Annotated in this window: 10 protein-coding genes and 1 tRNA gene; 7 read left to right on the forward strand and 4 right to left on the reverse strand. The window is 55.4% G+C overall.

Features of this window, described 5'->3' with window-relative positions; genetic code table 11:
• Window positions 1–115: 115 nt before the first annotated feature.
• Complete coding sequence (carB, locus tag AC2IAX_RS00855) at window positions 116–3,415, reverse strand: carbamoyl-phosphate synthase large subunit (protein WP_494388914.1); 3,300 nt, start codon at window positions 3,413–3,415, stop codon at window positions 116–118.
• Between the two features lie 341 nt (window positions 3,416–3,756).
• Between carB and AC2IAX_RS00860 the strand changes: the two genes are divergently transcribed.
• Window positions 3,757–3,830: transfer RNA gene (locus AC2IAX_RS00860), tRNA-Asp, on the forward strand.
• Between the two features lie 368 nt (window positions 3,831–4,198).
• Here the strand turns inward: AC2IAX_RS00860 and AC2IAX_RS00865 are convergent.
• Window positions 4,199–4,924 (reverse strand): response regulator transcription factor, encoded by a 726-nt coding sequence (locus tag AC2IAX_RS00865; protein WP_494390453.1) that lies wholly within the window; start codon window positions 4,922–4,924, stop codon window positions 4,199–4,201.
• A gap of 436 nt (window positions 4,925–5,360) precedes the next feature.
• Between AC2IAX_RS00865 and AC2IAX_RS00870 the strand changes: the two genes are divergently transcribed.
• Both AC2IAX_RS00870 and AC2IAX_RS00875 read left to right on the forward strand, forming a co-directional pair.
• Entirely contained in the window at window positions 5,361–5,810 is a 450-nt protein-coding gene (locus AC2IAX_RS00870) for a photosystem I reaction center subunit II PsaD (protein ID WP_393014672.1), read from the forward strand.
• A 384-nt stretch (window positions 5,811–6,194) separates the two neighbouring features.
• On the forward strand, window positions 6,195–7,721 hold the full coding sequence (locus AC2IAX_RS00875; RefSeq protein ID WP_494388915.1) for an anthranilate synthase component I family protein: 1,527 nt from the start codon (window positions 6,195–6,197) through the stop codon (window positions 7,719–7,721).
• A gap of 60 nt (window positions 7,722–7,781) precedes the next feature.
• Here the strand turns inward: AC2IAX_RS00875 and AC2IAX_RS00880 are convergent, their stop codons facing one another.
• Window positions 7,782–8,399: a hypothetical protein gene (locus AC2IAX_RS00880; protein WP_494388916.1), complete on the reverse strand. Its 618-nt coding sequence runs from the start codon at window positions 8,397–8,399 to the stop codon at window positions 7,782–7,784.
• Window positions 8,400–8,963: 564 nt separating this feature from the next.
• Between AC2IAX_RS00880 and AC2IAX_RS00885 the strand changes: the two genes are divergently transcribed.
• From AC2IAX_RS00885 to ybiA, 3 genes are all read left to right on the forward strand, one after another.
• Complete coding sequence (locus AC2IAX_RS00885; protein WP_494388917.1) at window positions 8,964–10,550, forward strand: adenylate/guanylate cyclase domain-containing protein; 1,587 nt, start codon at window positions 8,964–8,966, stop codon at window positions 10,548–10,550.
• Between the two features lie 386 nt (window positions 10,551–10,936).
• Complete coding sequence (gene murI / locus AC2IAX_RS00890) at window positions 10,937–11,788, forward strand: glutamate racemase (protein WP_494390454.1); 852 nt, start codon at window positions 10,937–10,939, stop codon at window positions 11,786–11,788.
• A gap of 310 nt (window positions 11,789–12,098) precedes the next feature.
• On the forward strand, window positions 12,099–12,569 hold the full coding sequence (gene ybiA, locus AC2IAX_RS00895) for a riboflavin biosynthesis intermediates N-glycosidase (RefSeq protein WP_494388918.1): 471 nt from the start codon (window positions 12,099–12,101) through the stop codon (window positions 12,567–12,569).
• Between the two features lie 245 nt (window positions 12,570–12,814).
• Here the strand turns inward: ybiA and AC2IAX_RS00900 are convergent, their stop codons facing one another.
• Window positions 12,815–13,657: a universal stress protein gene (locus tag AC2IAX_RS00900; protein ID WP_494388919.1), complete on the reverse strand. Its 843-nt coding sequence runs from the start codon at window positions 13,655–13,657 to the stop codon at window positions 12,815–12,817.
• Window positions 13,658–14,328: 671 nt separating this feature from the next.
• Here AC2IAX_RS00900 and AC2IAX_RS00905 point away from each other — a divergent pair.
• A complete protein-coding gene (locus AC2IAX_RS00905) occupies window positions 14,329–14,772 on the forward strand; it encodes an acyl-CoA thioesterase (protein ID WP_494388920.1) in 444 nt (147 codons plus the stop codon).
• The last annotated feature ends 73 nt before the right edge of the window (window positions 14,773–14,845 follow it).

Genomic DNA, 14,845 nt, shown 5'->3' on the forward strand with positions numbered 1-14,845 from the left:
TGAAAAAGCTGAGGAAATCAAGGAATTTCGCTAAAAAACAAGGGGCTTAAGCCCCTTGTCTGTTTGATGCTCGATATCCTCTTAATGCTGGATATCCTCCCCGCCTCTACTTGGCCTAAGCCAAGTATTCCTGGAGGGATTTCACGGTTAGGGGTTGGGATTGGAGCGATCGAATGGCGGCGGCGGTGGCCTTGGCCCCGGCGATCGTGGTGATGATGGGCACTTTGTAGACCAGGGCCGTGCGCCGAATGGCTCGATCGTCAAACTGGGCCTGTGCTCCGGCGGGGGTGTTAATCACCAACTGCACCTGACCATTGACGATCGCATCGCGAATGTTGGGGCGACCTTCATGGATCTTCAGGGTCAATTGCACCGCTTTGAGGCCATGCTCATGGAGCACCTTGCGCGTGCCTTCGGTGGCCAGCACCTCAAAACCCAAGTCCAGCAGCTCTTTCACCACCGGCACGATCGCCGCCTTGTCGCGACTGTTGACCGACACAAACACCGTCCCGGCTAGGGGCAACCGTTGGCCCGCCCCCAGGGCAGCCTTGGCGAAGGCCGTGCCAAAGTCCGGATCCACGCCCATCACTTCCCCGGTCGATCGCATTTCCGGCCCCAGAATCGTATCGGTGCCCGGGAATTTTTCAAAGGGCAACACCGCTTCCTTGAGGGCAAAGCGATCGGGAATCACTTCCTGCTCAAAGTTCAGCTCGGCCAAGGTTTTGCCAGACATCACCCGCACGGCCATCTTGGCCAGGGGCACCCCGATCGCCTTGGAAACAAAGGGAACCGTCCGCGAGGCCCGGGGATTTGCCTCCAGGATATAAACCTGGGGTTGGCCGTCGTCGCCCGTGACCACCGCAAATTGAATATTCATCAGCCCCACCACCTTCAGGGACTTGGCCAAGGAAACGGTCCAGTCGCGAATGGTGGTCAGGGCGCTGGCCGGCAGCGAGAAACTGGGAATGGCGCAGGCGGAGTCACCGGAGTGAATCCCGGCCTGTTCGATGTGTTCCATGATCCCGCCGATCGTCACGTTGCCGCCGTGGTCGGCGATCGCATCCACATCCACCTCGATCGCGTTTTCCAGATACTTATCAATCAAAATTGGGTGATCCGGTTCCACCTGCACCGCCACGGTCATGTAGCGTTCTAGATCCGCATCGGAATAAACAATCTCCATGGCTCGACCGCCCAACACATAGCTGGGCCGCACCACCACCGGATAGCCAATCCGTCGAGCAATGTCCAGGGCTTCACCATAGCTGCGAGCAATGCCGTTGGGGGGCTGCGTGATGTTCAGTTCCCGCAACACATGCTCAAACCGTTCCCGGTCTTCGGCCATGTCGATCGAGTCGGGCGAAGTGCCCCAAATTTCCGTTGGCAGGTCGGGGTTGCTTTGCAAAGCCGTCAGCAAGGGAACCGACAGCTTCAGGGGCGTTTGGCCGCCAAATTGCACAATCACCCCCTTGGGTTGTTCCGCTTCGATGATGTTCAGCACATCTTCCTTGGTCAGCGGTTCAAAGTAGAGCCGATCGCTGGTGTCGTAGTCCGTGGAAACCGTTTCCGGGTTGGAGTTAACCATGATCGTTTCGTAGCCATCCGCTTGCAGCGCAAAGGAAGCATGGCAACAGCAATAGTCAAACTCAATCCCCTGGCCAATCCGGTTGGGGCCACCACCCAGGATCATCACCTTTTGCCGATCGCTCGGCAGGGTTTCCGTTTCCGCCGCCACGGTTTCCGCTTCGTCACCGGTCAACACCAGGCTGCTGGTTTCATAGGCGGAGTAGTAGTAGGGCGTGTAGGCTTCAAATTCGGCGGCGCAGGTGTCCACGGTTTTGTAAACCGGCACAATGCCCAAGCCTTTGCGATAGGCCCGCACTTCGTCTTCGCTGGTTTTGGTGGCGTAGGCAATTTGCCGATCGCTGAAACCCTGTTGCTTGGCCGCCAGCAGAATTTCAGCGCTCATGTCCTTCAAGGGCGTGCGCTTCAGCAACTTTTCGGTTTCCAGAATTTCTTGCAGCTTATCCAGGAACCAAGGATCAACGCCGGTCAGTTCGTAAATATCCTCCACGCTCATGCCTAGCTGCATGGCATAGCGCAGGGTAAAGACGCGCTCCGGGCTGGGGGTGCGCAGGCTCGATCGAACCTGTTCCAGGCTGGGAATTTTTTCATCCCGATCGCAGCCCCAACCGGCCCGGCCCGTTTCGAGCGATCGCAGGGCCTTTTGGAAGGATTCCTGGAACGTCCGCCCGATCGCCATGGCCTCACCCACGGATTTCATTTGGGTGGTCAGCACGGCCGGCGTGCCGGGGAATTTCTCGAAGGCAAACCGGGGAATTTTGGTGACGACGTAATCGATCGTCGGCTCAAAGGAAGCGGGGGTTTTTTGGGTGATGTCGTTGGAAATTTCATCCAGGGTGTAGCCTACGGCCAGCTTGGCCGCAAACTTGGCGATCGGGAAGCCCGTGGCCTTGGAAGCCAAGGCGGAACTGCGCGACACCCGGGGATTCATCTCAATCACGATCACATCACCGGTTTCCGGGTTCACCGAAAACTGAATGTTGGAGCCGCCGGTTTCGACCCCAATTTCCCGGATGATCTTGATCGAGGCATCCCGCAGCCGCTGATATTCCTTGTCCGTAAGGGTTTGGGCGGGAGCCACGGTGATCGAATCGCCCGTATGCACCCCCATCGGGTCGAAGTTCTCGATCGAGCAGATAATCACCACGTTATCGGCCAGATCGCGCATCACCTCCAGCTCGTATTCCTTCCAACCCAGCAAGGATTGCTCGATCAGAATTTGCGAAACGGGGCTGGCATCCAAACCCGACTGGGCAATTTCTTCAAATTCCTCTTGGTTGTAGGCAATGCCGCCACCGGAGCCGCCCATGGTGAAGGCCGGGCGAATAATCAGCGGGTAGGAGCCAATTTGGCGCGCCACATCCCGGGACTCTTCCAAGGAGTTGGCCAACCCCGAGGGGCAAACACCCACCCCAATTCGCTCCATGGCTTCCTTAAAGAGCTTGCGGTCTTCGGCCATTTCGATCGCCGCCAGCTTGGCCCCAATCAGCTCCACACCATAGCGAGCCAGCACGCCGCTCTTGGCCAAGGCCACGGCAATGTTCAGGGCCGTTTGGCCGCCCATGGTGGGCAGCAAGGCATCGGGCCGCTCTTTGATGATGATTTTCTCAACCACTTCCGGGGTGAGCGGCTCAATGTAGGTGCGATCGGCCATTTCTGGGTCGGTCATGATCGTGGCTGGGTTGGAATTCACCAGCACGACCTCGTACCCTTCGGCCCGGAGCGCTTTACAAGCCTGAGTACCGGAGTAGTCAAATTCGCAGGCCTGACCAATCACGATCGGGCCGGAACCAAGGAGCAGAATCTTGCGAATGTCGTCGCGGCGGGGCATAAGGGCAATCCCAGGGGACTAGCGATTTCGATCGACCACGGGCCGCCCGGCCCGAGATCCTGCCTATTGTACGAGGTGCGATCGTCCCGTCAATGTTTAAGGCGCACTGTTCTCCGGCCCGGTTTTGCTTTGGGTTCCTACCCCCGGCCCGCGATCGGCGGCCAAAGGGGCGAAAAAGTTTTTTAGAAAATCTTTTGGAAGACCGCTGAAAGACCGCTCAGAAAATTTTTTTAGAAAATTTCAGAAAAACGTTTGACAAATTCGGGTTTATCCGCAAATATGTATATCGCTGAAGGCGCAGGACGCGAAACGAAAGCGCTCCGAAAGCCAAAAAGCGATTTGGGTCTGTAGTTCAATTGGTTAGAGCACCGCCCTGTCACGGCGGAAGTTGCGGGTTCGAGCCCCGTCAGACCCGTTCAAAGAACAAAGTTCAAGGGTAAAAGGTTAAGAGCGTCGGCTCTGAACCCGAACTGAACCCACATCCTCGCTGACGTTGCTTCTATTGCTTCAGTCTCAACCAGGCAGGTCGATCCTGTGCGATCGACCATTAGACCTCTCGCATCAATCACGATCTTGAATTTCTCGCCAAGATTGCTAATTGGCTAACGAAACAATCAATCGCCCGCTGCTTCGGTAGGTTGGGTTGAGCTTTGCTCAATCCAACGCGATCACCACAAGCCTTACGGTTGCCGGGTTTCGTGCCGCCATCCAACCTACTGGCTAGGCGAATTGCCTTGGGCCAATGGTTTTGGCAGGCTAGGGAATTCCGGGGCGAGTTCAGGATCAATTCCCAGGATCTTCAAACTTATAGCCGGCCCCAATCACCGTTTTCAAAAATTGAGGATTCCCGGGATCCGGTTCAATTTTCTTGCGCAGGCGGGCCACGTGAGTGTCCACCACGCGCTCATCGCCAAAAAAGTCGTCGCCCCAAAGTTTGTCGATCAATTGGCTGCGGCTCCAGACCCGGCCCGGATAGCTGAGGAAGGTGGCCAGCAGATTGAACTCCAAAGTGGTGAGGTCAAGATCTTCGGAATCGTGATCGGGCAGGTGGCGACGGGCCACGCGCCGATCGCTGTCGAGGCTGAAATGGTGGGTGGCGTAGGTGGGAGTCAAGTCCCGATCGCCCCCGGTTCCGGCCTGGCGCAAACTGCGACGCAACAGCGCCCGCACCCGAGCCACCATCTCGCGGGGGCTAAAGGGCTTCACTAAATAGTCATCCGCACCGGTTGACAGGCCCACAACGCGATCGAACTCTTCGCCCCGCGCCGTCAACATCAAAATATAAGGATCCTTGTCGCCGGGTTTTTGGCGGATGCGGGCACAGACTTCGAGGCCATCAATACCCGGAATCATCCAATCCAAAATGACTAAATCGGGCTGCGATCGATAAAACTGCTCGATCGCCGCTTGGCCATCGTGACAAACCCCACAGGCAAACCCTTCTCGATCGAGCGTGCCGCGCAACAACTCCGCAATCTCCGTGTCATCTTCCACAATCAGAATTTGCATGATTTGCAGGGCCTCTGTCGCGATCACACCAAACACACCAAACAGATCAGAAACGCAATACAGCTCAAAAACAGATCAAAGTTTCAGATTAGATTTTGAGCCGATCGCCCGCTGATCCTGCACCGGGGTCGCACCCCCATCTCGGTAACGGGTCGATTGCCCCGCTCACCATCCCCCCAATGGCCCCACCGCATTCTGGGCACTGACGGGCGATCGGGTTAGCTCCAGGGAAAAGAGGGGTTTTCGTCCTCAGCATAGCGCTCGGAAATCGGGGCGATCGTGCCGTAGATCCTTTACAGCAGCCATTCTCAGCTCGATCGGCTCAAATAAAGAACTGTAACAGTTCTGGCCGGGGGGGTATGGCTCAACACAACGCCAGTGCTAGGATTTCCCGTAAATTCGCAAGACTTTTTAGAGACTAGCGAGACAAAAAGCGATGTCCGAAAATCCTACACCTGAAACCAGCGGCCTCACGGGCCAAACGCCGAAATTTGGCGGTAGCACGGGTGGCTTGCTCTCGAAGGCTAACGTCGAAGAGAAATACGCCATTACCTGGACCAGTACCAAAGAACAAGTTTTTGAAATGCCCACCGGTGGCGCTGCCGTCATGAATGCAGGCGAAAACCTGCTGTTCTTGGCCCGCAAGGAGCAGTGCATCGCCCTTGGTAAGCAACTGCGCACCAAGTTCAAGCCCAAAATCGAAGACTATAAGGTCTATCGTATTTATCCCAACGGCGAACAGGAGTTCATCCACCCCGCCGATGGCACCTTCCCCGAAAAGGTGAATGCTGGTCGCGACTTCAACGGCAAGAAGGATCGCCGCATTGGCGAAAACCCTCAGCCCGCAACGGTCAAGTTCAGCGGCAAGGAAACCTACGAAGTGTAGGTTTTGGGGGTTGCCCATGGTGGGCGCTCGGATGGGCGAGGGGTTGAGCTTGAATTGCAAGGCGGTTTTTGACTCCTGCACTTAAACCGCTAATTTGCTCAGAATTCTGCTTGACAGCTTCGCTTGATCCTTGTGTTTGCCCATGGGTTGGGGAATTTTTCCCAATTCCAAAACTGCCAAATCGACTCAATAAACGGGCCGCTTCCTTGCTTTGGGGCGGCTCGTTTTTGTTTTGGGCCTGTCTGCGTTGGGCTGGCTGATGACCGGTGCATTCCGGCGCTGGGACATCGACACCATGAGGCGATCGCCCGATTCGAGAAGTTTTGGTGCAAGGAATCCAGACGGTTGCTAGTATTTTGAGACTTGCTCATCTGCTGCTGACCCATGTTGCCCGACTTTAGCCAATTTTCGGAACTCGCCCGCCAAGGAAACTTCGTCCCGGTTTATCGCGAGTGGGTTGCGGATTTGGACACGCCGGTTTCGGCCTGGTTGCGCACTTGCCAGGGCCAACGCTACAGCTTCTTGCTGGAGTCGGTGGAAGGGGGCGAAAATATTGGCCGCTATAGCCTTTTGGGCTGTGACCCCCTGTGGGTGCTGGAAGCGCGTGGAGATTTGGCGGTGCAAACGTTCCGGGATGGGACGGTGGTGGAGCACCGGGGCAATCCGTTTGAAATTTTGAGCGGCTGTTTGGAATCGGTGCGGCCGGTGAAGCTGCCACAGTTGCCCCCGGGAATTGGTGGGCTGTTTGGCTTTTGGGGCTATGAGCTGATCCAGTGGATTGAGCCGCGTGTGCCAGTCTATGGGCCCACGGAGGCGGATTTGCCGGATGGGCTGTGGATGCAGGTCGATCGCCTGATGATTTTTGATCAGGTGAAGCGTAAGGTGTTCGTGATTGCCTACGCAGATTTGCGGGATCCGGCGGTGGAGCTGCGCCAGGCCTATGAGGCGGCCTGTGGGCGGGTAGATGAATTGATCGATCGCCTCCAAGGCAGTATCGATCGCCAAGAATCACTCCTGCGCTGGACTCCGGCCACCCAGAGCGATCGCCCGCCCTTGAACCCGCGCAGCAACACCACTCGCGAAGCCTTCCACGCCAATGTGCTCAAGGCCAAGGATCACATCAAGGCCGGCGATGTTTTTCAGGTGGTGATTTCCCAACGGTTGAGCACGGATTTTGAAGGAGATCCTTTCGATATTTATCGATCGCTCCGGTTGGTGAACCCTTCGCCCTACATGGCCTATTTCCAATTCGGTGATTGGCAATTAATTGGCTCCAGCCCGGAAATCATGGTCAAGACCGATCGCCAGGCCGATGGCACCATTCAAGCCACCGTTCGCCCGATCGCCGGTACACGCCCCCGGGGAGCCAACCACGCCGAAGATGAAACCCTGGCGGCGGATCTGTTGGCGGATCCCAAAGAAGTGGCCGAGCACGTGATGTTGGTGGACTTGGGCCGCAATGATTTGGGGCGCGTTTGCAACAGCGGCACGGTCACGGTTAATCAACTCATGACGATCGAGCGCTACAGCCATGTGATGCACATCGTGAGCAACGCGATCGGGCAAGTGGCGGGCGATCGCACGGCTTGGGATGTGTTGGCCGCCACCTTTCCCGCCGGAACCGTTAGTGGTGCGCCCAAAATTCGGGCCATGGAGATCATTCACGCCCTAGAAGGCTGTCGGCGCGGCCCCTATTCCGGAGCCTATGGCTACTACGACTTTGAGGGACAACTCAACACCGCTATCACCCTGCGCACGGCCTTGGTGCGCAACCGTGCCGATGGGACTCACGAAGTGTCGGTGCAAGCGGGCGCAGGCCTGGTGGCGGACTCGGATCCCGAAACGGAATACCAGGAGACCTTCAATAAGGCGCGTGGCGTGCTGGAGGCCTTGCGTTGCTTGCAAGGTTAATTCAGCAGAAGTCGATTCCCAGGACGGCCACAATCAACAGCACCTGAATCAGCGCCTGAATTAAGGCACTGGCTGCACTGCCAAATGTTTCAGCAGCAAGCTCACCCGAGGGCCATAGCCTTCCAGGTATTCCATGGGCAAATGCACGAGCACCACAAAGGGACGACCCGCCATTTCCCCTAAATAAAGCTCCCCGGCGATCGGCTCGCCTTTGTCGGTGCGCATGAAGGCGATCGCCCGCTTTACCCAACCAAACCGCTTGAATTGGGGGTCGTCGCTCGATCGAACAATGCTGGCCCGATTCGCGGCCAACCAGCCGCCGGGGCCCGTATAGCTTTGCCACAACTGTTCCGGCGTGGTGGGCGTTTCCGGAACAATCACACTGACATAGGCCGCCTCGTTGCGGACTGCTCCCCCCTGGGCCACAAACCGGGCGATCGCGCGGCCCCCTTGGCGATTCAGGATCGGGGCAAAATCTTCCCGAGCCAAATAGGTCACCACGGGAAATTGATCGGGCGCAAACCGCTCCAGCTCGATCGACTCGGATTCCCCTTCAACCATGATCGTCTCAGTGATGCGGGCGGGCGGCGTGGGCGTGGCTTGGGCAACCGGCGCGATCGATTGGGGAGCGATCGGCACAACCGGCGAGCGATCGGCTCCGGTCACAGGCCCTCCCATTGAACAAGCACCCAACAAAAGCAAGGTTAAGACTGCACGCATCACGATTTTGTCTCCCAACAATTCAGCACTTGAGAAGTTCAACAGCCACTCAGAGGCAATTCAGTAGCAATCCATTAAAAATTCAGCCATTCAGCCACTCCTTAGCTCAGTCGCCCATTCAGCCATTGGGCAATTCGGCCGTTTCAAAACAGCAGTTGAGGACAACCCACAACCCTATTGCTATGTCCACCCCACAGCATCAACAGGCGGGATAGAAGTTGATCCAAATCTAAAGCAGCGGTTAAGTAAAGGTTTGCAATTGAGATTTACAATTCAGCTCCCTTGGAGCACATGATTTTCCATTCTCCATTCGCCAGCCCTGTGAGGCGAGATCTGGGATCGATCGCGGCAGGCCAACGATCCACGACGATTCCTGGCACAGGGAATCGAATCAGGCTACGGTAAGCACAGCGCTATTTGCGCCCATGGTTTACGTTTTTTACCTGCATCTTCCCGATTTTTTTCCCTCAAGGTGTGCATCATGCAAATAGCATCTGAGCCAAAGCTGTCACTCAGGGAGTCATGTCAACACTTCAGTTCTATCAAGCCCTGAGTGGGCGATTTCGCAATTGGTCGTGGGAATGGTTATTCATTGCCTCGCCGGCCTTGGCGGCCGTCATCAGTGGAGCCATGGTCTGGCGGTGGCAACTCCTGCTTTTTTCGGAGGCTGCCCCAGAATTGAGCCAGATGGTTTCCCCCGTCAGCACTGCCGCAGTGGTGGCTTTCTGTAGTGCCTCAGCAGCCAGTGTGATTGGGTTTCGGATTGCCCGCCAAACCTGCACCCCAGCGATCGCCCATTCTTGTTCTCCTCAGGATTCTGATTCCCATTCCCGTTTGCTGCTGGTCAATCGTTTTGATCGCCATTCTTCTAATTGCAATTCTCATTATTCTTCCGATATCAATCAACATCATCATTCCAATTTCAAGATCAGTGCTGAATTTGAAGCGGATGGTTCTGCATTTGTTAATGATCACCAGGGAGAAAATGGCCCCAGTAATCGTCATCAAGGGTTGAATGAACCCGTTAACGAACTTGTTCATGGGCCCGTGAATGATCAAAATGATCAAAATGATCAAGAAGCCGATGATCAAGCAGCCGATGATCAAGAAGTTGAGGAAATGAATGACGAAGCCAATCCTGAAGCAACGGATTTGGCAGAGATTGATATTACAGATTTGGCAGAAGCTCCGGCCGATTGGGATGGTTTAGATGGGCGATTTGTGCCCACCCAATTTCTGCAATTGTTGCAGCGGTCAACCTTGGCGGAAGTGAGCCTAGGAGACTATACAGAACGAACCATGGCGGTCATGTTTGCCGATATTCGGGGTTTTACGACCCTTTCGGAAACCATGTCCCCTCAGGAAAATTTGCGTTTTTTGAATGCCTATTTGGGTCGGATGGAGCGAGCGATCGCCCAACATAATGGGTTCATCGATAAGTACATTGGCGATGCCATTATGGCCCTGTTTGAAGGGGATGCTGACCTGGCAGTTGACGCGGCCATTTCGATGCTCAAGGCGCTGAGTGAATATAACCAGGAGCGTTTGAAGGCAGGGCGATCGGCCATTCGCATTGGCATTGGCTTGGATACGGGGCCGCTGATTTTGGGCACGATCGGGGGCGTTCACCGCATGGAAACCACCGCGATCGGGGATGCGGTGAATTTGGCTTCTCGCCTAGAGGAATTAACGAAGCAATATAGTGTTTCGATTTTAGTTTCCCATCGTCTGTTGGCAGCGCTGCATAACCCCTCTAAGTACAGCATTCGGTTTATCGATCGGCTGTATGTGCGCGGAAGAACTCAACCTGTGGCGGTTTATGAAGTCCTAAATGCCGATCCGATTGAATTGCAAACCCTCAAGCGTGCGTCCAGTAGTTTATTTGAGGAAGGTGTGCTGCGATTCCATCGTCGGCAATATCGGGAAGCCGCTTCTTTGTTTGAGGAATGCCTCAGCATGAATCCAACCGATCGCGCAACTCATATCTATTTGCAGCGATCGGTTTTGGCAGGTTTTCCGCCTTCTGAACATACCTGGCAATTAATTAAGGGCAAGGTGATTCATAAGCGCAAACGCTACCGAGGGCGGCGACGGGCCCGATCGCGCTGATGTCCTAAGCCAAAGCCTGCGGGCCCTCACCGGAACCGGCGATTAACCCACCATTAGCTCCCGATCGGCTCCAGAGTTGACATCCCCGCCAAGCTGTAGCGTAATTGATGGGAACTTGCCCTGATCGCTGTTGCAGCCTTCATCCATTCCCCGCCATCCATTGCCGCTGGTACTGCGATGAATGCGAGATCGCCGGAGTTGCCAAAGGCTAGGATTCCCTGAAGCTAGGGTTTCCTGAACCTGATCTCGGATGCCGCTCCGGATGTGGAGTTGCAAAATGGTGCGGTTTAATGGCGCGGTTCAATGGTGCGGTTGTGATTGGTAAGGCAGTTGCTTATCCTTGAGGATTGGAGGTCTGGAGTTTGAAGGGGCTAATTTCAGGAGCGATCGCGAGGGATGCCCGCAGACGGCCGATCGGCGTGTTTGACAGTGGCGTGGGTGGCCTAACGGTTTTGCGGGAGTTATATCGCCAACTGCCCAACGAGTCGCTGCTGTATTTGGCGGATACGGCCCGCTTGCCCTACGGAATGCGATCGCCCGCCGAAATTGTCCAATTTTCACGCGAGATCCTCTCCTGGATGGAACGACAGGGCGTGAAAATGGTTGTGATGGCCTGCAATACCTCTTCGGCGTTGGCGTTGGAGGTGGTGCGGGCGGAGTTTGACTTGCCGATTGTGGGCTTGATTTTGCCGGCGGCTCGGGTGGCGGTCGATCGCGGATCCCGGGTGGGGGTGATTGCCACGCCGATCACGGCTGCCAGCGATGCCTATCGCCGGGCCATGGTGGAAATTGACCCGACGGTGCAGGTTTGGCAAGTGGGCTGTCCAGAATTTGTGCCGATCGTGGAGCAGGGACGGTTGCACGAACCCGACACTCGAGCGATCGCGCAACAGTACCTGGAACCGCTGCTGGAACAGTCGATCGACACATTGGTTTATGGTTGCACCCACTATCCACACTTGGCGGGGGTGATTGAACCGCTGCTGCCGCCGGGAGTGGTCACGATCGACCCGGCCGCCCATGTGGTGGCCGCCGCAACCCAAGAGTTGGAACTGCTTAACCTGAAGCATTTGGATCAACCGCAACCCACTCGCTTTTGTGTCACGGGTGAGGCCGATCGCTTTGCCAGTTTGGCAACTCGCTGGTTGGGTTGTGCGCCGTTGGTGGAGCAGGTGCAACTGCTGGAGGCGGAAACCTTGGGTGATTACTTGCCGATCGAGTCGCCGTTGTCGGCTTAGGCCGGGCGATCGGAAAATTGCCCTCAGAGGATGTCTGAAAAGTGTCTTTTGGCACGGGCAATGCACCAATAGTCTTGGGGGCAAGGGGCTTGAGCATCTTGTCTTCGTCGATCGATGAGGCGTGCAGAGTATCGATTTTGGCTTTTCAGACATCCTCTCAGGGATCATTGCTATGCGATGATCAACAACAGGCACGCTCCCAAAAATCTTGAGAACACAGCGATCGCCTCATCCATCTTTGCCCATTGATCCCAGGCTGGAATGCTTGCCGGGTTTGATGGGCTGTCCGCCGTTGCCCGATCGATTTCCCATGACCATTTACTTCTACAAAGTTGGCGATCCCTATGGGTGTTTCTCCAACTTTTCACCCCATTGGATTGTTGTTGATGGCGTTGATTGGCCAACGGTGGAGCATTTCTATCAGGCGCAGAAGTTTGTGGGCACGGAATCGGCGGCGGTGATCGATCGAATTCGATCGGCGCTGACTGCATCAGAAGCGGCCGCCTTGGGGCGCAACCCGGCCCATCAGTTACGATCGGACTGGAATCGGGTGAAGCGATCGATCATGGCTCAGGGCGTATGGGTCAAGTTTTCCAGCCATCCTGAATTGGCACAAGTGTTGCTCAGTACGGGTAACGAAGAACTCATTGAAGATTCGCCCACGGATTATTACTGGGGATGTGGAGCCGATCGCACCGGTAAAAATGAACTGGGCAAGGTGCTGATGGAAACGCGCGATCAACTGCGAGAAAACCTGGCCTTGAGCCGCAGTTTTCTCTAGACCAACAAATAGACAAGGGGTTTAAACCCCTTGCCCCCGAAGCTTGGCGCGTGCTCAAAGCCCTAAGCTCAAACACTAAAAACAAATAGACAAGGGGTTTCAACCCCTTGCCCCCAAAAGCTTGGCGCGTGCTCAAAACCCTAAGCTCAAACACTAAAAACAAATAGACAAGGGGTTTAAACCCCTTGCCCCTGAAGCTTGGCTCGCGCTCAAAGCCCTAAGCTCAAGCGCCCAAACTGAAAACCTTACGCACTCGGAATCCGCGTCAGCAACACCGGACAGTTGGCATAAACCCGCACATAGTCCGACAGAGACGATCCCAACAGGCGATCGAGATCCGGCAGCCCCTTCGCCACCGACGGCCGGCGATCGGGCGACCCCAACAGCAACAGATCCGCGTTGTTATCATCCGCTAGGCGACAGATGGTTTCCCCAGCCCGCCCCCCGGCGGAAATGGCCTTGTAGCCAACCCCAAACTTCTTCGCTTCCGCGATCGCCCCAGCCAGCACCTCATCGCTCTCGCCGCTGATCACCTCATCCGGCTTCCGCTTAGCATCCACGTGGGTCAAGATCAATTGGCTACCCTTGATATCCCGCGTCAAAAACAGTCCCAATTGCAGCGCTTGCTTAGAGGCATCGGACTTATCGATCGCCACCATCACGCGGTTAATCCGCTTGACGTAGATATCATCCTTCACCAACAACATCGGCCGCCCCGACAATTGGAAAACATACTGACTCACCGAGTTTTCCAGGATCGATTGCAGCCGCTTCAGACCCCGCGATCCCATCACGATCAAGTCTGCGTCCACACTGTCCGCCACCCGCAGCACCAAATCTTTGGGTTCACCCTGCTGCAACATGGGTGACACTTGCTCCGGTGGTAAGCCCAAGAACTCGATCGCCTTGGCCAGCATCTTGCCACCCGCTTCCAGCTTTTCGGTCATTTGGTCAGACCCAATCCGACCAGGAACCACATGCAAGATGGTGACATGGGCATCTTTGATCGCGGGGATCTCCATCAGAAATTTCAGCATTTCTTCTGACTGTCCCGTGCCCGAGTCAGCGAACAAGATTTTTTTAATCATGGCTTCTGAAGGAGTCGCGTTGCTAGACCGATCAAGAACTACTCAAGAACAACGTTGAAATTGAACCCAAAAGAGATCGATAAGCTGCTAATACCAACCTAATACTAACCAATTGGATATTTGGCGAATATCCCAAAATTGGTATTGATTAGGATTGGTATTATTTTAAGGATGTCTCTTTACGGTGTGAATCAACCGAGTCAGGGGTGGCACAAACACAGTAGGCACACCACTTGCTGACCGTTGATGAGCTGATTCAACAGACTTCAACAGTTCATTTAAAGCCTACCACCGAATTCCTGAGTTGCCGCCAGAACCCCTTGTAATAGTTACATTTTTCAAGAATTGCTGGAAAAATTAAAACCTTAAAGAATTACAACGGGATCGGGTCTGGAGGTGTTAAATGGGGGTGGTGGGTCTGAGGGCCATGCGCTTAATTTGTTAATCAGAGGATTGCGTTCTGAATGACCTCGGGCCCAATGACGATCGCTGGTTTAATCCTGGTTTAATCCATGCGATCGCCGGTTCGATCGCCCCCTGAGATCGGCGGTTTGACCAAACAAAGGGGATTGGCCCGGCCCGAACCTTGGCCGATTAAATCCTTCTGCAATTTTGCAATGTGTTTTGCAATGTGCGCTATGAATGCCTCTGTAACTGCCTCCTCAGCTCCGATGACTCAAAATTCAACGGATTTTCAGGGTTTTGCTTACCCGGCGCGGGTTCAGCCCCATCACACGGACTATGCCGGGGTGGTGTGGCACGGCACTTATCTGTCTTGGATGGAGTCGGCGCGGGTGGAATATTTACGATCGCGTGGGTTGGCCTATGAGCAACTGGTGGAGATGGGCTGTGAGCTGCCGGTAGTTGACCTGGGGATTCAATATCACCGCCCGGCGCGGATGGGCGAAGCGGTGGTGGTGAAGGTGGCCCTGGAGCCGATCGAGGGAGTCCGCTTGATGTTTGACTACCAAGTGGAATCGGCGGCAACGGGGGAATGTTATGCCACGGCCTGTGTCACCCTAGTACCGGTCGATCGAACAACGGGGCGGGTGATGCGTCGCTGGCCGCCGGAGTTGGTGTCTGTGTTGCAGTCAATCGCCGGGCCCGTGCAATAGGCCAAGGGCGATTTACGATCGCTCACGTGCGATTCGGTCATTCATCATTCAGTTCGTGACCGGTGGCTCATGG

The organism is Limnothrix sp. HT2024, assembly GCF_059138625.1.